At 60.9% G+C, this 20,715-nt stretch carries 22 protein-coding genes; 6 read left to right on the forward strand and 16 right to left on the reverse strand.

Going from position 1 to position 20,715, the window contains the following annotated elements; translation table 11 throughout:
• On the forward strand, positions 1 to 233 hold a 233-nt coding region (locus ACB039_RS13800), incomplete at its 5' end, for a hypothetical protein (RefSeq protein WP_371165896.1).
• A gap of 109 nt (positions 234 to 342) precedes the next feature.
• Here the strand turns inward: ACB039_RS13800 and ACB039_RS13805 are convergent.
• The 6 genes from ACB039_RS13805 to ACB039_RS13830 are packed head-to-tail and all read right to left on the reverse strand — an operon-like array spanning position 343 to position 5,161.
• The gene (locus ACB039_RS13805; RefSeq protein ID WP_042650290.1) at positions 343 to 1,521 is read right to left on the reverse strand and encodes a hypothetical protein; all 1,179 of its coding nucleotides are present in this window, start codon (positions 1,519 to 1,521) and stop codon (positions 343 to 345) included.
• Between the two features lie 2 nt (positions 1,522 to 1,523).
• Entirely contained in the window at positions 1,524 to 2,186 is a 663-nt protein-coding gene (locus ACB039_RS13810; protein ID WP_042650289.1) for an energy transducer TonB, read from the reverse strand.
• Positions 2,183 to 2,584: a biopolymer transporter ExbD gene (locus ACB039_RS13815; protein ID WP_005326222.1), complete on the reverse strand. Its 402-nt coding sequence runs from the start codon at positions 2,582 to 2,584 to the stop codon at positions 2,183 to 2,185. The genes ACB039_RS13810 and ACB039_RS13815 overlap by 4 nt, the downstream gene beginning before the upstream one ends.
• Entirely contained in the window at positions 2,581 to 3,111 is a 531-nt protein-coding gene (locus tag ACB039_RS13820) for a MotA/TolQ/ExbB proton channel family protein (RefSeq protein ID WP_005326223.1), read from the reverse strand. Before ACB039_RS13820 ends, ACB039_RS13815 begins: the two co-directional genes overlap by 4 nt.
• Positions 3,108 to 4,403 (reverse strand): MotA/TolQ/ExbB proton channel family protein, encoded by a 1,296-nt coding sequence (locus ACB039_RS13825; RefSeq protein ID WP_042650288.1) that lies wholly within the window; start codon positions 4,401 to 4,403, stop codon positions 3,108 to 3,110. The genes ACB039_RS13820 and ACB039_RS13825 overlap by 4 nt, the downstream gene beginning before the upstream one ends.
• On the reverse strand, positions 4,400 to 5,161 hold the full coding sequence (locus ACB039_RS13830) for a DUF3450 domain-containing protein (protein ID WP_005326225.1): 762 nt from the start codon (positions 5,159 to 5,161) through the stop codon (positions 4,400 to 4,402). The genes ACB039_RS13825 and ACB039_RS13830 overlap by 4 nt, the downstream gene beginning before the upstream one ends.
• Before the next feature lie 212 nt (positions 5,162 to 5,373).
• On the opposite strand from ACB039_RS13830, the gene ACB039_RS13835 reads away from it, so the two are divergent.
• Positions 5,374 to 6,150, forward strand: a complete 777-nt coding sequence (locus tag ACB039_RS13835) for a LuxR family transcriptional regulator (RefSeq protein WP_371165897.1) — start codon at positions 5,374 to 5,376, stop codon at positions 6,148 to 6,150.
• Positions 6,151 to 6,218: 68 nt separating this feature from the next.
• Here ACB039_RS13835 and glmS read toward each other — a convergent pair whose 3' ends face one another.
• Positions 6,219 to 8,051 (reverse strand): glutamine--fructose-6-phosphate transaminase (isomerizing), encoded by a 1,833-nt coding sequence (gene glmS / locus ACB039_RS13840; protein WP_161507790.1) that lies wholly within the window; start codon positions 8,049 to 8,051, stop codon positions 6,219 to 6,221.
• Between the two features lie 56 nt (positions 8,052 to 8,107).
• On the reverse strand, positions 8,108 to 8,881 hold the full coding sequence (locus ACB039_RS13845; RefSeq protein WP_042650286.1) for a DeoR/GlpR family DNA-binding transcription regulator: 774 nt from the start codon (positions 8,879 to 8,881) through the stop codon (positions 8,108 to 8,110).
• Between the two features lie 123 nt (positions 8,882 to 9,004).
• On the opposite strand from ACB039_RS13845, the gene blrA reads away from it, so the two are divergent.
• The 4 genes from blrA (at position 9,005) to creD (ending at position 13,513) form a co-directional block, all read left to right on the forward strand.
• A complete protein-coding gene (gene blrA, locus ACB039_RS13850; protein WP_161507791.1) occupies positions 9,005 to 9,679 on the forward strand; it encodes a beta-lactam response regulator transcription factor BlrA in 675 nt (224 codons plus the stop codon).
• Positions 9,680 to 9,713: 34 nt separating this feature from the next.
• The gene (gene blrB / locus ACB039_RS13855; protein ID WP_226170889.1) at positions 9,714 to 11,150 is read left to right on the forward strand and encodes a beta-lactam sensor histidine kinase BlrB; all 1,437 of its coding nucleotides are present in this window, start codon (positions 9,714 to 9,716) and stop codon (positions 11,148 to 11,150) included.
• Between the two features lie 89 nt (positions 11,151 to 11,239).
• Complete coding sequence (gene blaOXA, locus ACB039_RS13860; RefSeq protein WP_226170892.1) at positions 11,240 to 12,034, forward strand: OXA-427 family carbapenem-hydrolyzing class D beta-lactamase; 795 nt, start codon at positions 11,240 to 11,242, stop codon at positions 12,032 to 12,034.
• 117 nt (positions 12,035 to 12,151) lie between these two features.
• Positions 12,152 to 13,513, forward strand: coding sequence for a cell envelope integrity protein CreD (gene creD / locus ACB039_RS13865; RefSeq protein WP_270824371.1), 1,362 nt, complete (start codon positions 12,152 to 12,154; stop codon positions 13,511 to 13,513).
• A gap of 50 nt (positions 13,514 to 13,563) precedes the next feature.
• Here the strand turns inward: creD and glmU are convergent, their stop codons facing one another.
• From glmU to atpE, 8 genes are all read right to left on the reverse strand, one after another.
• The gene (glmU, locus tag ACB039_RS13870) at positions 13,564 to 14,925 is read right to left on the reverse strand and encodes a bifunctional UDP-N-acetylglucosamine diphosphorylase/glucosamine-1-phosphate N-acetyltransferase GlmU (RefSeq protein WP_161507795.1); all 1,362 of its coding nucleotides are present in this window, start codon (positions 14,923 to 14,925) and stop codon (positions 13,564 to 13,566) included.
• A 93-nt stretch (positions 14,926 to 15,018) separates the two neighbouring features.
• Positions 15,019 to 15,447, reverse strand: coding sequence for a F0F1 ATP synthase subunit epsilon (locus ACB039_RS13875; RefSeq protein ID WP_025328862.1), 429 nt, complete (start codon positions 15,445 to 15,447; stop codon positions 15,019 to 15,021).
• Between the two features lie 18 nt (positions 15,448 to 15,465).
• Positions 15,466 to 16,854 carry a F0F1 ATP synthase subunit beta gene (gene atpD, locus ACB039_RS13880; protein ID WP_041206630.1) on the reverse strand — a complete coding sequence of 463 codons (1,389 nt, stop codon included), beginning with the start codon at positions 16,852 to 16,854 and terminating at the stop codon, positions 15,466 to 15,468.
• 33 nt (positions 16,855 to 16,887) lie between these two features.
• On the reverse strand, positions 16,888 to 17,754 hold the full coding sequence (atpG, locus tag ACB039_RS13885; RefSeq protein WP_041206629.1) for a F0F1 ATP synthase subunit gamma: 867 nt from the start codon (positions 17,752 to 17,754) through the stop codon (positions 16,888 to 16,890).
• A 42-nt stretch (positions 17,755 to 17,796) separates the two neighbouring features.
• Positions 17,797 to 19,338, reverse strand: coding sequence for a F0F1 ATP synthase subunit alpha (gene atpA, locus ACB039_RS13890; protein ID WP_005326253.1), 1,542 nt, complete (start codon positions 19,336 to 19,338; stop codon positions 17,797 to 17,799).
• 15 nt (positions 19,339 to 19,353) lie between these two features.
• On the reverse strand, positions 19,354 to 19,887 hold the full coding sequence (atpH, locus tag ACB039_RS13895) for a F0F1 ATP synthase subunit delta (RefSeq protein WP_005326255.1): 534 nt from the start codon (positions 19,885 to 19,887) through the stop codon (positions 19,354 to 19,356).
• Positions 19,888 to 19,900: 13 nt separating this feature from the next.
• On the reverse strand, positions 19,901 to 20,371 hold the full coding sequence (gene atpF / locus ACB039_RS13900) for a F0F1 ATP synthase subunit B (RefSeq protein WP_041206628.1): 471 nt from the start codon (positions 20,369 to 20,371) through the stop codon (positions 19,901 to 19,903).
• 54 nt (positions 20,372 to 20,425) lie between these two features.
• A complete protein-coding gene (gene atpE / locus ACB039_RS13905) occupies positions 20,426 to 20,668 on the reverse strand; it encodes a F0F1 ATP synthase subunit C (RefSeq protein WP_005307205.1) in 243 nt (80 codons plus the stop codon).
• Positions 20,669 to 20,715 lie beyond the last annotated feature (47 nt).

Raw genomic sequence — 20,715 nt, forward strand, 5'->3', positions numbered from 1 at the left:
TGGTCACTTCACCAGACATTGAAAATCAACAAAATTGTTTGATGTTCGATGCTGTGAGTGCCCACACAGATTGCTTGATTCAAATTGTTAAAGAGCGTCACGCTTATCGCGCTGAGGAGGCGCATCTTACGCTCCTCACTTCGAAAGTCAAGCGGTTGTTTTCGCTTTTCTTTCGGCGCCTGCTTCACAAGGAAGCTGGCTTATCAGTTTGGCGTGTTCCGCCGTGCTGGTAGGGGCGCATTATAGGGAGCCGCGCCGGGATGACAAGGGCTTTTTGTAAAAATGCGTTCGTTTGCTGAAAAAGCAGGCTGAACCTCATGAAATGCGAGTTTTAGCTCCGTTTCATGCCGCTTTTTTGTTCACCCCATCGGTCTGGGCCTGGATGTAGTTGACCCAGCTGGTCGCCCGCTGTTGCCAGTTGTCATGCTGTTGCAGCTCGCGAGCCAGCTCCAGCGCCTGGGCATACTGCTCCTTATTAAGATGTGCCTGCACCAGCAGTGCCTTGGCTCTGTTGCCCTGCTCACCCTTGGCTGACTTCATGGCCACCAGCTGGGTCATGGCGGCTTCTGTCTTGCCTTGTTGCAGCAACAGCTCGGCGACGCGCATGGCCGCATTGGGCTGAGCATGCTGTTTGGCGAGCAGTTGCCAGCTATCTACCGCCTTGGGCCACTCGCGGGCACCTTCCCACAACTGGGCCAGCAGTTGCTGGTTCTCGGCACTCGCCTTCATCTGTCCCTTGGCCATGGCCGCTTCCAGCAGACGGGCGCCGCGATAGGGCAACCCCTGCCAGGCATAGAGCCGGATCAGCTGGTTGCGGGCGGCGGCATCATCCATCAGTTGACGGTCGATGGCGGTCTGCAACAGCGCCAGCGCCTTGTCTCCGCGCTTGGCGGAAAGGTTGAGCGATACCGCCTGTTGCCACCACTTGCTCTCTTTCGGTTCGTGGCGGATCAGCTGTTCCGCCTGCTCTGCCGCTGCGCCATAACGTTGCAGGGCGGTGAGGGCGGAGAGGCGAATGATCGCCGTCTGCTTGTGCCAACCCTTCTTCAGCAACTGCTCGCTCTGGCTGACTGCCTCGCCATATTGCTTGTTGTGGTAATAGAGGCCGGCCAGACGCAAGCGCAAGACATCGTCGGACTTGAGTGCCAGTGCAGCCTTGTAACTGGCGATGGCGCCTGACCAGTTGGATTGCTGCGCCTGGATATCCCCACGCAGACGCAGCAACTGGAGCTGCTGCTGCTCGGGCCACTCTTTATAGGCCAGCGCCTGTTCCACGTAGCGACTCGCCTGTGCGGTCTGCTGCAAGTTGGCCGCCAGTGAAGCCTGCAACTGGGCCAGCCAGGCGCGCTCGGCATCGGAGCCAGGCTTGAGCCCGGTCGCCTTGTTCTGGGCCTGTTGCCACTGACCCGACTGATAGAGCTTCATCACGGGCTCCAGCTGACGGGAGAAATGAGGGCTCACTTCCATGGCCAGACAGGCTTGGCTGACCAGGGCCAGCAGACAGATCCAGATCCGCAACATGGTTACGACTCCAATTTGAATTTGAGATTGATGGTTTGCACCAGCTTGTCGGTGGCACCCGGTCTTGGCTGGTAGCGCCACTTGCTGACGGCCTGAATCGCCGCCCGCTCAAACTGTCGCTTGGGTTTGGCCTCGATCACTTCCACATCCTGTACCCGCCCCTCGGCATCGACCGTGAAGCGCAGGGTCACCGAACCTTCTATGCCGGCCTGCTGGGCCCGATAGGGATAGACGGGTTCGACCCGCTGCAAAGGGGTCAGCATGTCGCCGACCCCTATGCCCGCGCCTTGTGACTGACCATGGAAGCTGCCGCTCGCCACCGGGGTAGGGCTGGTTGCGACCCCGGGGGCAGATACCTGCACCGCGCTCAGGCTGGATACCAGATCCAGGCTGGGCTGCACCGAGGGCAGCGGCGCTGCCGCCGGCATGGGCATGGGCGTGGACGCCAGAGCGGCGGGAGGCTCCGGCAAGGGTTCCGGCTCCTGGGGTACCGGACGCTCGCGCACCTGCACCTCGTTCACCTCGGTCTGCATGTTGATGACGATGGATTTCTGCTCGGCGCTCGCCTTCTCCCCTCTGGGCGGCTCCACCAGCGTGGCCATAAACAGCAGGATCCCCAGGCTGAGAGCAATCCCCAGCCCCAGGCTCATCAGCTTGAACTTCATTTCGGCGCCACCGCCACGGCGATATTGGCGATGCCTGCCGCCTTGGCCTCATCCATCACCCGCACCACCTTGCCATGGGGCACCCGCTCATCGGCCTGGATCACCAGGCTGGCTTCGGGCTGCTCCGACAGCAGGCGGGCCAGACTGGCCTGCACCCGCTCCACATCCACCTGTTTGCGGTCGAGGAAGATCTGCCCCTGGGCGCCGATCGCCAGCATGATGCTGGAGGACTTCTGCGCCTTGGCCTGGCTCGCCTGGGGCCTGTGCACCTCTAGCCCGGCTTCCCGTACGAAGGAGGTGGTCACGATGAAGAAGATCAGCATGATGAACACGATATCCAGCATGGGGGTCATGTCGATCTGCACTTCATCACGCTGGCGTTTGGATTGCCGTCTCATTGCATTACCTTCTCTTCTCGCAGGCCGTCCCGGGTCTTGGCCAGCGCACGCTTGGCCTGGCTCTCGAGCCGACTGAGTAACAACACGCCGGAGAGCGCCACCACCATGCCTGCCATGGTGGGGATGGTGGCGCGGGAGATCCCGCCCGCCATGCTCTCCGGGTTAAAGCGGTTGGCGGCGGCCAACGCATCGAATACGCCTATCATGCCGGTCACAGTGCCGAGCAGGCCCAGCATGGGGCAGAGCACCACCAGGGTGCGGATGAAGATGAGATGGCGGTTGAGCTCGAGTTCGGCCTCGGCCAGCCAGCGGCTGCGGATTGCCCGAGCGTGCCAGCTGTGACGCTCGCTGCGCCCCTGCCAACGGCCGAACAGCTGCCGCTGCAGCGGGCTGAAGCCCAGATTGAGGTAGAGCAGCCGCTCGATCATCAGAATCCACATCAGCACCAGCAAGGCCAGGATGACCCAGAGCACGGGGCCGCCACGGCCCATGAAGCTCTGCAACTGTTGCCAGATGTCGACCATCATGCCACCCGCTCCATCCCGTCCCCGTTATTCTCGGCCCGCTCGGCCAGAATGCCGGCGACCTGCTGCTCCAGCACGTTGGAGAGCTCGGTGAAACGGGATTGCAGCAGACTGTGGGCCAGGATCAGCGGAATGGCGGCCACCAGCCCCTGTACCGTGGTGATCAGCGCCATGGAGATGCCGCCCGCCATGATCTTGGGATCGCCGGTACCGAACTGGGTGATGGCCTGGAAGGTGCCTATCATGCCGGTGACAGTACCGAGCAGCCCCAGCATGGGGGCAATGGCCGCGATCACCTTGACCATGCCGATGCCACGCTCCATGCGAGGGGTCTCCTGCAGGATCGCCTCATCAAGACGCAGTTCGAGGGTCTCCATGCTCAGCTCCGGGTGTTTGTCCGCCACCGTCAGCACCCGACCGAGGGCGTTGTCGGCGTGGTATTCGCCGCTCTTGAGCTGGCGACGCACCAGGGTCAGTTCGCGGGAGAGGGTCCAGAGCCGTACGGCGGCAATGCCGAGGCCGATGGCGGCCAGCAGCACTATGATGGCGCCTACTTGGCCCCCTTGCTGGACTTGCTGCCAGAAGGTCGGTGCCTGGGCCTGCATCTCGAGCAGGACGCCGTGGGAGGGATCCAGCGGCAACGCCTCGCCTTCCTTGCCTTGATAGGCGGTCAGCTCGGACAACAAGCCGGCGGGCAGTCCCAGTACAGGGATCAGCCCTTCGCCGCTCGGTTGCAGGAAGCCTTCGCTGTCAAACAGCGCGAAGCTGCCGACCCGGGTCAGCGCCTGCTCACTGGCCGCGCCCTGGGCATTGAGCACCTTGCCATCGAACTGGACAACCCGACCCGACTCGCGGATCTCCTGCAACAGGGTGGCGGGCAGCAGGGCAAGGGCGGCGCGATCCGGCACCTGCTTGTCCTGGGCCATCGCCTTCAAGGCTGTCAGGCGATCCGGATACTGGCCCTGCACCGAGGAGTCATCCAGCAGCTTGACCGCATCGCTGGCGCCCTGACGGGTCACCGCGAAGATCTCGTTCATGTCGCCGGAGGCTTGCTCCCAGCGGGTGTTGAGCTCGACCAGTTGCTTTTCATTGCTGGCAAACTGGCCGGCCAGCTCCTTGCTCAGGCGCTGGGCCTCAGCCAGCCTGGCGCGGGCACTGTGCAATTCGGTGGAGACTGATGCGAGATCCTGCTGTGCCTGTTGCTCGCGGGCCCGTTCCTGCTGTTGCCACTCTTCATTGGCAAGGGCCAGCTGGGAGCAGAGGGAGAGGGTGATCAGAAGGGGGAACCATTTCATGACTGAGCCTCCTGGCTACGCGCGACAGACAGGGGCAGATGCAACAGTTGCGGGACTTTCTTGTCGGCCGCCATGTCCAGCGCATCGGCAAGGGGGGTGAACCACTCGCTATCCAGCGGCAACCAGGCCTTGCTCTCGGCGGACCAGCGCCAGGCCTGGGTGCGATCGGCTGTCATGGCCAGCAGGGAGACGCGACCAAGCGCCAGCACATCGACCCGGCGCTCGGCACCATCCAGCGCCAGCTGGGCGGGATAGGCATCCATCCGGCTGCCGTATTCGGCCTCGATCTGGTAGGCCTGCAGCAACTGGCGGAACTTCTCCGCCTCGCTCACGTCCGCCCGGGCCAGGGTCACCTTCAGCTGCTCGACCCGCGCCAGACGGTCTTCCTTGCGCAGGGGAATGTCATCCTGCACCAGCTGTTCCAGATCCGCCTGCATCTGCAACATCAGCGGGATCAGGCCCTGACGGGTTTCCTGCACTGCTTCCAGCTGTTGAGTCAGCTTGCCCAGCTCATTCTGCTGATCGGCCACCAGAGACTGCATGTAGCGGTTGTAGGCTTCCAGATCGCGCAGTTGCAGCTGGGCATTTTGCAGCTCCAGCCGGGCGGCAACGGCGGCATCGGCCGCCTTTTCTACGCGCTGTTGGGAGGCTTTCCCATCCGCGATGCTGTTTTTCAGTGCGGGCGCGACCAGATCGTCTGCCGAGGCGACGAAATGAACGGCCAATGGCAACAAGGCCAGACCCCAGATCTTTTTCATGGTACACAATCTTAACAATGATAACTATTCTCATTGTCTCAAAGAGTCGTGCCAGTGGCAATCAGATGATTTTCTTGGCCTGTGGCTGAAAAAACAGGATACTTTTTAGACAAGCACGGGAACAACTGGCGTTGGTAGTCACAACACCATTTTAAATAACTAAAAAATGTCTTTTCGATCAGGATGATAAGTGGTCGAAGAAGGAGACTTACATGTTTAACGATGCGATCTGGGAACACATCGATCGGTTCACCAAGGCCAAGAAAACCAGCGACATCCAGCAACAACTGGAGCGCTTCAGCCATCAGATGGGCTTTGATTACTTTCGGTTGCTGATCATTTTTCCCATCAGCATGCAGAAATCACACGTGGCCTTGTTCAACAACTGCCCGACCAGCTGGTTTGATGCCTACACGGAGCGGCACTACCTGACCCAGGATCCTGTGGTCTTCCTGGGCCTGAAGCAGACCCAGCCCATCTTCTGGAACAAGCTCGACTGCGACTCCCCCTGGCTGCCCAGCGCCAGCCAGGAAGTGATGAACCTCGCCGCCGACTTTGGCGTGAGAAACGGTGTCTCCTTCCCGCTGCACACCCCTCAGGGGGAACACGGCATCCTCTCCTTCATCAGCAAGGAAAGGTCCAACTCTGACCTGATGTTTGAAAACGTTCCCATGTTGTCATTTTGTGCCAGCTACATCTTCAACGCGGCACTGCAGCTAATAAAGAGCAGGCCGGACCTGATGAAACATCTGGCCGAGCTGTCGGATCGGGAGAAGGAGTGTCTGTTCTGGGCCAGCGAGGGCAAGACCTCCTGGGAGATAGCCACCATACTCGGCATCAGCGAGCGTACCGTGAACTTCCACCTCAATCAGGTCACCAACAAGACGGATTCGAAGAACCGCAACCAGGCGATCGCCAAGAGCATCTCCAGCGGCATCATAGTGCCCTCGCTGGACGACGTGACCATCACCAACCTGCGGCTATCGTAACGGCAACCCCGCCAAGCAACCAAAAAAAGAGCCGCAACAGCGGCTCTTTTTTCATGTCTGACAACGGCTTATTCCACGGTGACGGATTTCGCCAGGTTGCGCGGCTGATCCACGTCGGTGCCCTTGATGAGGGCGACGTGGTAGGAGAGCAGTTGCAACGGCACCGTATAGACGATGGGGGCAATCATCTCTTCCACGTGATTCAGGCTCATCACCCGCATGGTCTCGTCGCTCTTGAAGCCAGCGTCCGCATCGGCGAACACATAGAGGATACCGCCACGGGCGCGCACCTCTTCCACGTTGGACTTGAGCTTCTCCAGCAGATCGTTGTTCGGCGCCACGACGATGATGGGCATCTCGGCATCGATCAGTGCCAGCGGGCCGTGCTTGAGCTCACCTGCGGCATAGGCCTCGGCGTGGATGTAGGAGATCTCCTTGAGTTTGAGCGCCCCCTCCATGGCGATGGGGTACTGGCTGCCACGGCCGAGGAACAGGCTGTGGTGCTTGTCGGCAAACTCTTCGGCCAGGGCTTCAATATCCTTGGCCAGCGCCAGGCTCTCCTTGATGCGTAGCGGCAGGGCTTGCAGCGCCTTGACCAGCTCGGCCTCGGCGGCGGCGCTCAGGTTGCCGCGACAGTGACCGACGGAGGCCACCAGCATCAGCAGGCCGGCCAGCTGGGTGGTGAACGCCTTGGTGGAGGCCACCCCGATCTCGGCACCGGCCCGGGTCATGAAGGCCAGGTCGGATTCGCGCACCAGGGAGGAGCCCGGCACGTTGCAGATGGCCAGGGAGCTCATGTAGCCGGACTCCTTGGCCAGGCGCAGGGCCGCCAGGGTGTCTGCGGTCTCGCCGCTCTGGGACAGGGTCACCAGCAGGCTGTTGGGGCGCACGACGGACTTGCGATAGCGGAACTCGGAGGCAATCTCCACGTCGCAGGAGACGCCGGCTATCTCTTCAAACCAGTAGCGGGCAACCATGCCGGAGTTGTAGGAAGTACCGCAAGCCACGATCTGGACGTGCTCCACCTTGTCGAAAATAGCACGGGCGCCGTTGCCGAACGACTCGACCACCACGTGATCGTTGCCCAGACGGCCTTCCAATGTGTTGGTGATGGCCTTGGGCTGCTCGTAGATCTCTTTGAGCATGTAGTGGCGGTACTCGCCCTTGTCACCTGCGTCGTGGGAGAGCTCGGACTCCAGTTCCTCGCGTACCACGGCGTTGCCATTGGTATCGAAGACGTGCACGTCGCGACGGGTCACCTCGGCCACGTCTCCCTCTTCAAGGAAGATGAAGCGGCGGGTCACCGGCAGCAGGGCCATCTGGTCGGAGGCGATGAAGTTCTCGCCGATGCCGCGGCCAATCACCAGGGGGGAGCCGGAACGGGCTACCACCACGCGGCTGTCGTCACGGCTGTCCATCACCACTGTGCCATAGGCACCGCGCAACTGCTTCACCGTGACTTGCATGGCCGCCAGCAGGCTGGGGGCGGATTTCAGCTCGTGGTGAACCAGGTGGGCGATCACCTCGGTGTCGGTGTCGGAACTGAACTCGTAGCCCATGCCTTGCAGCTGGCTGCGCAGCTCTTCGTGGTTCTCTATGATGCCGTTGTGCACTACGACTATGTGCTCGGAGACGTGGGGGTGCGCATTGCGCTCGGAGGGCTCGCCGTGGGTCGCCCAGCGGGTGTGGGCAATGCCGGTGCCGCCATGGACGGACTGCTCTTCCAGCGCCTTGGCCAGCTCGGCCACCTTGCCCAGACGGCGCACTCGCTGCAGCGGCCGATCGGCGCTGAACACCGCCACACCGGCGGAGTCATAGCCGCGGTATTCCAGACGGCGCAGGCCTTCTACCAGGATTTCAGCCACATCACGTTGAGCGACGGCCCCGACGATGCCACACATAGACTTCTCCTCAAGAGGTAAAAACGGAAATTCGTTTGGATAGTTGGATGTTTGGGTTAAACCGCCACGGGAGCACAAATCAGCGCGATCCCCCTGGCCTGGATCTGTGCTCTGGCCTCGCTGGCCAGCCCCTCGTCGGTCACCAGGGTATGGATGCTCGACCAGGGCAGTTCGAGATTGGGGATCTTGCGGCCAATCTTCTCCGACTCGACCATGACGATGACCTCGCGGGACACCTCGGCCATCACCCTGGAGAGGCCCACCAGCTCGTTGAAGGTGGTGGTACCCCGCTCCGGGTCTATGCCGTCGGCGCCGATGAACAGTTGGTCGAAGTCATAGGAGCGCAGCACCTGCTCCGCCACCTGCCCCTGGAAGGATTCGGAGTGGGGATCCCAGGTGCCGCCGGTCATCAACAAGGTAGGCTCGTTTTCCAGCTCGCGCAGGGCGCCGGCCACGTTGAGGGAGTTGGTCATCACGATGAGCCCGCGCTTGCTGCCCAGCATGGGGATCATGGCGCTGGTGGTGCTGCCGCTGTCGATGATGACGCGGTTGTGATCGCGGATGCGCTCGGCGGCGGCACGGGCGATGGCCAGCTTTCGTTTCGAAACTTGATCCGGATTGCTGTCCACCACCATCTCGCTCGGCAGGGGCACGGCACCACCGTAACGACGCAGCAGCAGACCGCCAGTCTCCAGCACGGCCAGATCCTTGCGGATGGTCACTTCCGAGGTGGAGAAGTGCTTGGCCAGGGCATCGACACTGACTTCGCCCTGTTCCTGCACCAGGGTCACTATGGTGTGACGGCGCTGTTGAGTGTTGCGTTTGGTCATCTTAAAGTTTCGATTCGAAAGAGTGGCGAAATATTAATACCTTTTTGGGAAAAATCAAACGGCAAATAGGATCCGATTTGGTTCGATGCCAGAATGGTCAGGCCGATTTGTGACGAGGACGCCATGCAAAAACGAGTCATCTGGCTGGTGGAAGATGAGGCCAGCATCGCCGACACCCTGATCTATGCCCTGCAGACCGATGGTTTCGAGGTGGAGTGGTTTCCCCTCGGGCAGCCGTTGCTGGCGCGACTGGAACGGTCGCGCCCGGATTTTCTGATCCTGGATGTGGGGTTGCCGGACATCAGCGGCTTCGAGCTGTGCAAGCAGGTGCGGGCCCTGACCGACACTCCCCTGATGTTTCTCACCGCCCGCAGCGAGGAGATAGACAGGTTGATCGGGCTGGAGATAGGGGCCGACGACTACGTGGCCAAGCCGTTCTCGCCGCGGGAAGTGTGCGCCAGGGTGAGGGTGATACTGCGCCGCAGCCAGCCGAGCGCCCCCCAGCCCAGCGCTCTGCTGGCACTGGACGAGGAGCGGGCCCGCATCTGCTTCCACGGTCAGCCTCTCACCCTCACCCGCTACGAATACCTGCTGCTCAAGACTCTCATGCAGGCGCCGGGCCGGGTCTACTCCCGCCAGCAGCTGATGGATCTGGTGTGGAGCGGGGCCGAAGAGAGCCTGGATCGCACCGTCGACACCCACATCAAGACCCTGCGCGCCAAGCTGCGGGAGCGGGACTCCGAGGCCAATCTGATCCTGACCCACCGCGGGCTGGGCTACAGCCTGGAATTGGCATGAACTCAGGGTTGCCGGGCACCGGCCGGGGGATGAGATGAGAATCGGATTGCAACTGCTGTGCGGCCTGGTGCTCATCTTCGCCCTGGCCGCCTGGTTCGTGCTGGAGATCTTCGTCGAGGAGATCAAACCCGGGGTGCGCAGCGCCACCGAGGATACCCTGGTGGACATGGCCCAGTTGCTGGCCCCCCTGGCCCTGGACGATCTGCAGGAGGGGAAGATGGCGGATGGCCGGCTGGCCAGCGCCTTCTCCCGCCTCAACCAGAGCCCCATCAACGCCCTGATCGACGGACACCTCAAACAGCAGGCGGAGTACCGCATCTATGTGGTCGACGCTAAAGGCAAGGTGGTCTATGACTCGGACGGGGTGGATCTGGGCAAGGACTATTCGCGCTGGAACGACGTCTACCGCACCTTGCGCGGCGAATACGGCGCCCGTAGCACCCGCAGCGATCCGGACGATCCCGCCAGCTCGGTGATGCACGTTGCCGCCCCCCTGCGCGAGGGGGAGGAGATCCTGGGCTCTCTCACGGTTGCCAAGCCCAACCGCACCCTGCTGCCCATGATAGAGCGCAGCGAGCACCAGCTATTGCAGGGGGCCGCCCTGCTGCTGTTCATCTCATTGCTCATCGGCACCCTGCTGGTGTGGTGGCTCAACCGCGCCATCGGCAAGCTGGTGCACTACGCCGATGCGGTCAGCCAGGGCCAGCCCGCCAGTCTGCCAAGGCTCCACAGCCCCGAGCTGGACCGGCTCGGTCGATCCCTCGAGACCATGCGCCGCCAGCTGGATGGCAAGGCCTATATCGAAGCCTATGTGCACAGCCTGACCCACGAGCTCAAAAGCCCGCTGGCCGCCATCCGCGGGGCAGGGGAGATCCTCGCCGAGGCACCGCCACCCGAGGTGGCGCGGCGCTTTATTGGCAACATCAATCTGGAAACAGCCCGCATGCAGCAGCTGATCGAGCGTATGCTGCAGCTCGCGCGCCTCGAATCGGGGCCGGGGCTGGACAGACAGGCCACAGCCCCTGCCACGCTGGGCAGGCGGGCGCTCGATGCCCGCCAGATAGTCGCTGTCCGTCGTCAGGTGGCCCTGGGGGCAGAGCTAGCCGACGCCCCCAGGCAGAAGTGGGATCCCCTGCTGGTGGAGCAGGCGCTGGGCAACCTGCTGGACAACGCTCTCGACTTCTCACCCGCCGGGGGTCACATCCGGCTGAGCGGCGCCATGGAGGAGGGGGGGTACTGCTTCCGGGTACGGGATCAGGGGCCAGGTATTCCGGACTACGCGCTGCCACGCATCTTCGAGCGCTTCTACTCCCTGCCCAGGCCCGACAAGGGCAAGAGCAGCGGCCTGGGGCTCAGCTTTGCCGCCGAGGTGGCCCGCCAGCACGGCGGTCGGTTGACCCTGGGCAACCAGCCGGAAGGCGGCGTGCTGGCCGAGCTCTGGCTGCCTGCCGGCCAGAAGACTTCACACTGAACACACAGAGCCGGGCTAAGCTGCGCCTCCTCGGATAGGGTCCTGCCCGGACCCGTCTACCCGCGTTCTGATGAATCAAGGAGATGTTCATGTCCCGCATTCTGTTATCCAGCCTGCTTGCCGCCGGTCTCTTCTGCTCCCTGCCCGCCAGCGCCGCCACCGGCTGCCTGCTGTTCGCCGATGGCAGCGGCAAGCCCTTCAGTGCCCAGGGTGACTGCGCCAGCCAGCTGCCTCCCGCCTCCACCTTCAAGATCCCGCTGGCGCTGATGGGCTATGACAGCGGCTTCCTGGTGGATGAGCAACTGCCAGCTCTGCCATTCAAAGCCGGTGACCCTGACTTCCTGCCGGAATGGAAGCAGACCACCACCCCGAGCCGTTGGATGACCTATTCGGTGATCTGGTACTCCCAACGCCTCACCGAGTGGCTGGGGGCGGCGCGCTTCCAGCAATACGTGGACCGCTTCGACTACGGCAACCGGGATCTCTCGGGCAACCCTGGCAAACATGACGGCCTGACCCAGGCCTGGCTCAGTTCCAGCCTTGCCATCAGCCCCCAGGAGCAGGCACGCTTTCTCGGCAAGCTGGTGAGCGGCAAGCTGCCGGTCTCCGCCCAGACACTGCAGCACACGGCCAATATCCTGCGTCAGCCCGACATCGATGGCTGGCAGATCCATGGCAAGACCGGCATGGGCTACCCCAAACTGCTGGATGGCAGCCTCGACCGGGATCAGCAGATCGGCTGGTTCGTCGGCTGGGCCAGCAAGCAGGATCAGAAGCTCATCTTCGTCCACACCGTCATCCAGAAGCCTGGCAAGCAGTTTGCCTCCCTCAGGGCCAGGGAAGAGGTGTTTGCCGCACTGCCAGAACAGCTGAAGAAGCTGTGATGCCAAGACCGGCGCAAGGCGCCGGTTTTTTTATCCCCTTCACCCCCACTTCACAGGGCCCCATCCCCGCTTCACCCGACCAGGGCACACTCCCGTTCACCAACAAGGAGATGCGCCATGGTCAAACAGATAATCACCCACAAGATCGCCCTGCTGCTGTTGCTCTGCCTGCTGCTGATGATCCCGGTTCACGCCATCATGGATCTGAACCGGGAGCGCCAGGCTTACCGCAGCCAGGCCATCCACAGCATCATGGCCAGCAGCAGCGGGCCACAGCGCTTGCTGGGGCCTGTGCTGGTGCAACCCTATACCCGGGCCGTCACCGTCGAGCAGGATGGCAAGCGCTTCGTGCGCGAGGAGCGGGTCTATCGCTACCTGTTGCCGGACAGGCTGGATGTGCGGGCCAGCATGGAGGTCACCCCGCGCAAGCTCGGCATCTATCAGGCCCAGGTCTATCAAGGCCGGCTCTCCCTCTCTGGCCACTTGCCGGCCAGCCTGGCCGACAAGGCACTGGTTGCCGGCAACCCGGACCTGAGCTTCGACGCCGCGGATCCTGCCCTGATCCCTGGCAAGCCCTACCTCAGCCTGGTGCTGTCCGATGCCCGCGGCATCAGCAGCGTGCCCGAGCTGCAACTGGGGGAGCGGCGCATTCAGTTCACCCCCGGCGCCCTGCTGGGAGACGGTCTGGCCGGCATCCATGCTCCGCTCGACAGCCTGCCCGGGGAAGATGGCCGCTTTCACATCGAGCTGAACCTGCAGGGCATGAACGCACTCGAGGTGGTGCCGATCGGCCAGGACAGCAGGTTCAACCTGAGTGGCAACTGGCCTCATCCCAACTTCATCGGCGATTTTCTGCCCGGCAACCGCACCCTGAACGATCATGGGTTCGACGCCAGCTGGCAGACCAGCTGGTTTGCCACCGACATGGAACGGCGCTTCACCCGCATGATGAAGGGAGCCGGGAGCGAGTTGCCGACCTTCAGCGTCAGCCTGGTGCAGCCGGTGGATCACTATCAGCTGAACGAGCGGGCCGCCAAGTACGCCCTGCTGTTCATCGGCCTCACCTTCCTCAGCTTCTTCATGTTCGAGCTGCTCAGGGGGCTGCGGGTGCATCCGATCCAGTACGCCCTGGTGGGCATGGGTCTGGCCATCTTCTATCTGGTGTTGCTGGCGCTGACCGAGCACCTCGGCTTTGGCTGGGCTTATCTGGTCGCCAGCCTCGCCAGCGTGTCGCTCAACGGCTTCTACCTCAGCCATGTGCTGGGGGGGCCGCGTCAGGGCCTCGGCTTCGCGGCCCTGCTCGGGCTGGTCTACGCCATCCTGTTCGGGCTGCTGCAAGCCGAGGAGATAGCCCTGCTGCTCGGCGCCCTGCTGCTGTTCACCATATTGGCACTGATCATGATGCTGACCCGCAAGCTGGACTGGTATGGGGTGATGGGTAACCCGCCCCCTTCCCCAACCCCGAATCAGGAGAGCTGAAAACAAAACCGGCGCCCTCAGGGCGCCGGTTTTATTTCATTGATCGGGCATCACTTCTTCTTGACCGGGCGAGCCCAGTTCTTGATGTGGCGCTGGGGCACCCGGGTAATCACCAGCTCGTGCTCGGCCACATCCTTGGTGATGGTTGAACCCGCCCCCAGAGTCGCACCCTTGCCGATGCGCACCGGCGCCACCAGCTGGGTATCGGAGCCGACGAAGACGTCATCCTCGATGATGGTCTGGAACTTGTTCACCCCATCGTAGTTGCAGGTGATGGTACCGGCGCCGATATTCACCTTGGCGCCGATGTCCGCATCCCCCAGGTAGGTCAGATGACCACACTTGGAGCCAACCCCCAGACGGGATTTCTTCATCTCGACGAAGTTGCCGACGTGGGCATCCTGCTCCAGCACAGCACCCGGGCGCAGACGGGCGAAGGGGCCGACCGAACATTGATCGGCCACCAGGGCACCCTCGATAACGGAGTAGGGTTTCACCTCGCTGTGATCGCCAATCTCGCAATCCTTCAGCACAGCGCCAGCACCTATGCGCACATGGTTGCCGAGCTTGACCTTGCCCTCGATGATGACGTTGACGTCGATCACCACCTCCTCACCGATCTCCAGGGTGCCGCGCAGATCGAAGCGGGCCGGATCGATCAGGGTGACCCCGGCGATCATCAGCTTCTCGGCCTGCATCTGCTGATAGCTGCGCTCGAGGGCCGCCAGCTGGACCCGGTTGTTGGCCCCTTCCACCTCCATGGCGCTGTCCGGGTGGACGGCGGCAATGGGGCAGCCATCCCCATGGGCCATGGCGATCACGTCGGTGAGATAGAACTCCCCCTGGGCGTTCTTGTTGTCCAGACGGGACAGCCAGCCGCTCAGCTGGGCGCCATTGGCCACCAGCACGCCGGTATTCACCTCGCGGATGGCGAGCTGTTCGGCGTTGGCATCCTTCTGCTCGACGATGCCGACCACCTGGCCGTTTTCCCGCACGATGCGGCCGTAGCCGGTGGGGTTGTCCAGCACCACGGTCAGCAGCGCCATGCCGTCGTCGGCCTTGGCGGCCAGCAGCCGTTGCAGGGTCTCGGGTTGGATCAGCGGGGTATCGCCGTAGAGCACCAGCACATCATCCTCATCCTGCCAGAACGGGATCGCCTGGGCGACGGCATGGCCGGTGCCCAGTTGCTGCGCCTGCAGTACCCAGTTGAGATCCGGGGCGGCGATCCGCTCCTTGAGCAGCTCGGCACCGTGGCCATAGACCAGGTGCAGTTGCTCGGCACCTATCTGGCGGGCGGTGTCGATCACATGGGACACCATGGGTTTGTTGGCGACGGGGTGCAGCACCTTGGGCAGAACGGAACGCATGCGAGTACCTTTACCCGCAGCCAGGATCACGACGTTGAGAGACATAGCCAGCCTTTGAAACATGAGGAAATACCCGGCGGAGTCTATCCAACGGGCAAAAAAAAAGCGACCCGAAGGTCGCTTTTTACATCACCGTGATTAGCGGTAATTCTTTTTGACGATATCGATAACCCGCAGCTGGGCCATTGCTTTGGCCAGCTCGGCAGATGCCTGAGCATAGTCGATATCACCATGGGAGCTGCTGATCCGCTCTTCGGCACGACGCTTGGCTTCCTGGGCTTTCGCCTCATCCAGGTCATCGGCACGAATGGCGGTATCGGCCAGCACGGTCACGGCTTCGGGTTGTACTTCCAGCATGCCGCCGGAGATGTACAGCACCTCTTCGCTACCATTTTGCTTGATCAAGCGGACCAGGCCCGGCTTGATGGCAGTCAGCAACGGAGCATGACCGTGGCGGAGACCCAGCTCACCCTCGGAGCCTGTTACCTGGGCAGATTGCACGCGACCGGAAAACAGTTTCCCTTCGGCGCTTACTACATCCAGGTGAAATGAGATCATCTCAGCCATGGGCCCTCCTATCGAGGCTTACAGTTTCTTGGCTTTCTCGACGACTTCGTCGATACCGCCAACCATGTAGAACGCCTGCTCGGGCAGATCGTCATACTCGCCTTTCAGGATGCCCTGGAAACCGCGAATGGTCTCTTTCAGCGGCACGTACTTACCTGAAGAACCGGTAAATACTTCGGCCACGAAGAACGGCTGGGACAGGAAACGCTCGATCTTACGGGCACGGGATACGGTCAGTTTGTCTTCTTCTGACAGTTCATCCATACCCAGGATGGCGATGATGTCCTTCAGCTCCTTGTAGCGCTGCAGCACGATCTGCACACCACGAGCGGTCTCGTAGTGATCCTTGCCTACCACCAGCGGATCCAGCTGACGGGAGGTGGAGTCCAGCGGGTCAACGGCCGGGTAGATACCCAGTGCCGCGATCTGACGGGACAGAACGATGGTCGCATCCAGGTGGGCGAAGGTGGTCGCCGGAGACGGGTCGGTCAAGTCATCCGCAGGCACGTAAACGGCCTGGACTGAGGTGATGGAACCGGTCTTGGTGGAGGTGATACGTTCTTGCAGAACACCCATCTCCTCGGCCAGGGTCGGCTGGTAACCTACTGCAGAAGGCATACGGCCCAGCAGTGCGGATACTTCAGTACCGGCCAAGGTGTAACGGTAGATGTTGTCCACGAAGAACAGCACGTCACGACCCTCGTCACGGAACTTCTCGGCCATGGTCAGACCGGTCAGCGCGACGCGCAGACGGTTTCCGGGCGGCTCGTTCATCTGACCGTATACCAGAGATACTTTGTCCAGTACGTTGGACTCCATCATCTCGTGGTAGAAGTCGTTACCCTCACGGGTACGCTCACCCACACCGGCGAATACAGAGTAACCACTGTGTTCGATCGCGATGTTACGGATCAGCTCCATCATGTTGACGGTCTTGCCTACACCGGCACCACCGAACAGACCGACCTTACCACCCTTGGCGAACGGGCAAACCAGGTCGATAACCTTGATGCCGGTCTCCAGCAGCTCGGCGCTGTTGGACTGATCTTCGTAGCTGGGGGCTTCGCGGTGGATGGACCAACGCTCTTCTTCGCCGATCGGACCCTTCTCGTCGATGGGCTCGCCCAGTACGTTCATGATACGACCCAGGGTCGAGGTACCAACCGGTACCTGGATGGCCTTGCCGCTGTTAACTACTTCCAACCCACGACGCAGACCGTCGGAGGAGCCCATGGTGATGCAACGAACGACGCCGCCGCCGATCTGTTGCTGAACTTCCAGTACCAGACCCTGGCCTTGGCCTTCGCTGATGACTTTCAGTGCATCGTACACCTGGGGCACGGCATTCTGCGGGAACTCGATGTCCACTACAGCGCCGATGATTTGGACGATGAAACCGTTACTCATGTCAAATCCTCTAAACCTTTGATAACCCTTGCCTTACACCGCAGCAGCACCGGATACGATCTCTGTCAGTTCCTGGGTAATACTGGCCTGACGGGCCTTGTTGTACACCAGTTGCAGATCGTTAATCAGGTTGCCGGCGTTGTCAGTCGCGGCTTGCATGGCAACCATTCGGGCTGCCTGTTCACTTGCCAAGTTTTCTACCACACCCTGGTACACCTGGGATTCGACGTAGCGAATCAACAGGGTATCCAGCAGCTGCTTGGGATCCGGCTCATAGAGGTAATCCCAGTGGTGTTTCTTGGCGAGCTTGCTGTCTTCTGTTACGGGCAAAGGCAGCAGTTGATCGACTTTTGGTTGCTGAACCATGGTGTTGACGAACTTGTTGTACACCAGATACAGCCTGTCAATCTCACCGTTGTCGTAAGCCTTCAGCATGACCTTGACTGAACCAATCAGGTCATTGACGCTCGGGTTATCACCCAGTCCGGAGACGTGGGCTTTCACCTTGGCGCCGTGCCGTTCAAAGAAGTTGGAGGCCTTGCTACCGATCAGTGCCAGGTCAACCTTGGCACCTTTCGCGCTCCATTGCTTCATATCGTTGAGGGCAGCTTTGAACAGGTTGATGTTCAGGCCGCCACACAGGCCACGGTCGGTGGAGACGACGATGTAACCCACTCGCTTGACCTCACGTTCGATGAGGTAGGGGTGCTTGTATTCCAAGTTCCCCTGAGCGATATGGCCGATCACCTTGCGCATGGTTTCAGCGTACGGACGGCTGGCAGACATGCGTTCCTGCGCACGGCGCATCTTGCTGGCTGCCACCATTTCCATAGCGCTGGTGATCTTCTGAGTGTTCTTCACACTCCCGATCTTGTTACGTATCTCTTTTGCGCCGGCCATCTCTTCTCTCCATCAGGTGGCAGCTTGCGCTGCCACACACGCTTACCAGGTCTGGGTTGCCTTGAAGCTATCCAGCAACGCAGTCAGCTTGCCAACGATCGCGTCGTTGTAGTCGGCCTTGGCATTGATTTCAGCCATCAGCTCAGCATGCTGGGTATTGGCGTAAGAGAGCAGAGCGGCTTCGAAGTCGACTATCTTGCTCAGTTCGACATCGGCGAGGTAGCCCTTCTCGGCGGCGAACAGCACCAGAGACTGGTGAGCCACGCTCATCGGAGAGTACTGCTTCTGCTTCATCAGCTCGGTCACTTTCTGACCATGATCCAGCTGCTTGCGAGTCGCATCGTCCAGATCGGAAGAGAACTGGGCGAAGGCCGCCAGTTCACGATACTGGGCCAGCGCGGTACGGATACCACCGGACAGCTTCTTGACGATCTTGGTCTGAGCGGCACCGCCCACACGGGATACGGAGATACCCGGGTCAACCGCCGGACGAATACCGGAGTTGAACAGCTGAGTGGTCAGGAAGATCTGGCCATCGGTGATGGAGATCACGTTGGTCGGAACGAACGCAGACACGTCGCCGGCCTGGGTTTCGATGATCGGCAGCGCGGTCAGAGAACCGGTCTGTCCAGTCACGGCACCCTTGGTGAACTTCTCGACGTACTCGACGTTGACGCGGGAAGCACGCTCCAGCAGACGGGAGTGCAGATAGAAGACATCGCCCGGGTAAGCTTCACGTCCTGGCGGACGGCGCAGCAGCAGGGAGATCTGGCGATAGGCTACGGCCTGCTTGGACAGGTCATCATAGATGATCAGCGCGTCTTCACCGCGGTCACGGAAGTACTCACCCATGGAGCAACCGGCATAAGGAGCCAGGTACTGCAGGGCAGCGGCTTCGGAGGCGGAGGCGACGACCACAATGGTGTTGGCCAGGGCGCCGTGCTCTTCCAGCTTGCGCACCACGTTGGCGATGGTGGAGGCCTTCTGGCCAATCGCAACGTAGACGCACTTAATGCCGGAGTCTTTCTGGTTGATGATGGTGTCGATCGCGATGGCGGTCTTACCAACCTGACGGTCACCGATGATCAGCTCACGCTGGCCACGACCGATAGGGATCATGGCATCGATGGCTTTCAGACCGGTCTGGACTGGCTGGTCAACAGACTTACGCTCGATAACGCCCGGGGCAATGACTTCGATCGGCGAGTAGCCGTCGTTGTCTACCGGACCCTTACCGTCGATCGGCTGACCCAGGGTGTTGACCACCCGGCCCAACAGACCACGACCGACCGGCACTTCCAGAATACGGCCGGTACCTTTTACTTTCATCCCTTCAGCCAGGTTGGCATAGGGACCCATGACAACGGCACCAACGGAGTCACGCTCCAGGTTCAATGCCAGAGCAAAGCGGTTACCCGGCAGCTCGATCATTTCACCCTGCATGGCATCGGCCAGACCGTGGATACGAATGATACCGTCGCTCACAGAGACGATAGTACCTTCGTTACGCGCTTCGCTTTTGACATCAAACTGCGCAATGCGCTGCTTGATCAGCTCGGCGATTTCAGTGGAATTCAGTTGCATGCTCTAATACCCCAATCAAGATTGCAGCGCGTCGGCCATGCGATCCAGCTTACCGCGGACCGTGCCGTCGATAACCAGATCACCGGCCTTGATGAGCACCCCGGCCATCAAGGACGCATCTGTGCTGCAAATCAGCTTCACTTTGCGCGCGAGACGTTGTTCCAGAGAAGCCTGAATAGCGGCCTTCTGCTGGTCGGTCAGTTCGATCGCCGAAATCACGTCAGCCTGAACTTCTTTGTCCAGTTCAGCCTTGAGCGCGACATATTCAGCAACGACAGCCGGCAGCACACCCAAGCGACCATTCTCAGCCATCACCCGGATCAGGTTCTGACCATGCTCGTTGAGCTGCTCACCGCAGACACCGACAAACAGGTTTGCCAGTTCTTCGGCGGCCACGGAGCCGTTTACCAGGTTATGGATGGTCTCGTTCTCGGCCACTTGTGCGGCGAAACCGAGCATCTCCAGCCATTGGTCAACCGCCTTGTGCTCAACGGCAAACTCGAAAGCAGCCTTGGCGTAGGGGCGAGCGATTGTAGTCAGTTCAGACATAGCCCCGTTCCCGTTACAGTTCTGCTACCAGTTTGTCGACGATGTCGCTGTTGGCAGCCTGGTCGATTTGGCGTGCCAGGATCTTCTCTGCACCCGCGATGGCAAGAGCAGCAACCTGCTTGCGCAGTTCTTCTTTGGCACGATGACGTTCAGCTTCGATCTCTGCACGGCCCTGAGCCAGGATTTTTTCCCGCTCTGCTTGAGCTCCGACAGCGGCTTCATCAATGATCTGGGCCTTGCGTTTGTTGGCTTGATCGATGATTTCGGCAGCCTGGTGCTTGGCTTCTTTCAGCTGATCGGTGGCGTTGGCCTTGGCCAAATCCAGATCTTTCTTGGCACGCTCGGCAGAAGAGAGACCATCAGCAATTTCTTTCTGACGGGCTTCGATGGCAGCGATCAACGGCGGCCATACGTACTTCATGCAAAACACTACGAAGAAGAAAAAAGCAATTGCTTGGCCGAGGAGGGTGGCGTTGATATTCACAGCCTATGTCCTCTTAAGTTAGTTAATGGGTTATGCCTGGGGAGTCGTAGAGACTTAGCCAGCAACCGCAAACATCACATACAGACCCAGACCAACGGCGATCATCGGGATCGCATCCACCAGACCCATGACGATGAAGAACTGGGTACGCAGAACAGGGATCAGGTCCGGTTGACGAGCAGCACCTTCCAGGAACTTGCCACCCAGGATACCGATACCGATGGAGGCGCCGATAGCCGCCAGACCCATCATCATTGCAGCAGCGATGTACAGCAGGTCCATGTTCAAGTTTTCCATGAGGATCTCCATTTATTTAGATGTAATTGATTGTATAAAAAGGATTA

The organism is Aeromonas sp. S2(2024) (genome assembly GCF_041402505.1).
In the GTDB taxonomy this organism is placed as follows: domain Bacteria; phylum Pseudomonadota; class Gammaproteobacteria; order Enterobacterales; family Aeromonadaceae; genus Aeromonas; species Aeromonas media.

Coding starts and splice junctions, on each gene's coding strand:
- ACB039_RS13825 (WP_042650288.1), bottom strand. CDS start 4,403: ATGAAATGGTTCCCCCTTCTGATCACCCTCTCCCTCTGCTCCCAGCTG.
- blrB (WP_226170889.1), top strand. CDS start 9,714: ATGAGAATCGGATTGCAACTGCTGTGCGGCCTGGTGCTCATCTTCGCC.
- ACB039_RS13835 (WP_371165897.1), top strand. CDS start 5,374: ATGTTTAACGATGCGATCTGGGAACACATCGATCGGTTCACCAAGGCC.
- blrA (WP_161507791.1), top strand. CDS start 9,005: ATGCAAAAACGAGTCATCTGGCTGGTGGAAGATGAGGCCAGCATCGCC.
- ACB039_RS13820 (WP_005326223.1), bottom strand. CDS start 3,111: ATGATGGTCGACATCTGGCAACAGTTGCAGAGCTTCATGGGCCGTGGC.
- ACB039_RS13810 (WP_042650289.1), bottom strand. CDS start 2,186: ATGAAGTTCAAGCTGATGAGCCTGGGGCTGGGGATTGCTCTCAGCCTG.
- glmU (WP_161507795.1), bottom strand. CDS start 14,925: ATGTCTCTCAACGTCGTGATCCTGGCTGCGGGTAAAGGTACTCGCATG.
- atpA (WP_005326253.1), bottom strand. CDS start 19,338: ATGCAACTGAATTCCACTGAAATCGCCGAGCTGATCAAGCAGCGCATT.
- creD (WP_270824371.1), top strand. CDS start 12,152: ATGGTCAAACAGATAATCACCCACAAGATCGCCCTGCTGCTGTTGCTC.
- atpG (WP_041206629.1), bottom strand. CDS start 17,754: ATGGCCGGCGCAAAAGAGATACGTAACAAGATCGGGAGTGTGAAGAAC.
- atpE (WP_005307205.1), bottom strand. CDS start 20,668: ATGGAAAACTTGAACATGGACCTGCTGTACATCGCTGCTGCAATGATG.
- ACB039_RS13830 (WP_005326225.1), bottom strand. CDS start 5,161: ATGAAAAAGATCTGGGGTCTGGCCTTGTTGCCATTGGCCGTTCATTTC.
- ACB039_RS13845 (WP_042650286.1), bottom strand. CDS start 8,881: ATGACCAAACGCAACACTCAACAGCGCCGTCACACCATAGTGACCCTG.
- ACB039_RS13805 (WP_042650290.1), bottom strand. CDS start 1,521: ATGTTGCGGATCTGGATCTGTCTGCTGGCCCTGGTCAGCCAAGCCTGT.
- glmS (WP_161507790.1), bottom strand. CDS start 8,051: ATGTGTGGCATCGTCGGGGCCGTCGCTCAACGTGATGTGGCTGAAATC.
- atpH (WP_005326255.1), bottom strand. CDS start 19,887: ATGTCTGAACTGACTACAATCGCTCGCCCCTACGCCAAGGCTGCTTTC.
- atpD (WP_041206630.1), bottom strand. CDS start 16,854: ATGAGTAACGGTTTCATCGTCCAAATCATCGGCGCTGTAGTGGACATC.
- ACB039_RS13875 (WP_025328862.1), bottom strand. CDS start 15,447: ATGGCTGAGATGATCTCATTTCACCTGGATGTAGTAAGCGCCGAAGGG.
- ACB039_RS13815 (WP_005326222.1), bottom strand. CDS start 2,584: ATGAGACGGCAATCCAAACGCCAGCGTGATGAAGTGCAGATCGACATG.
- blaOXA (WP_226170892.1), top strand. CDS start 11,240: ATGTCCCGCATTCTGTTATCCAGCCTGCTTGCCGCCGGTCTCTTCTGC.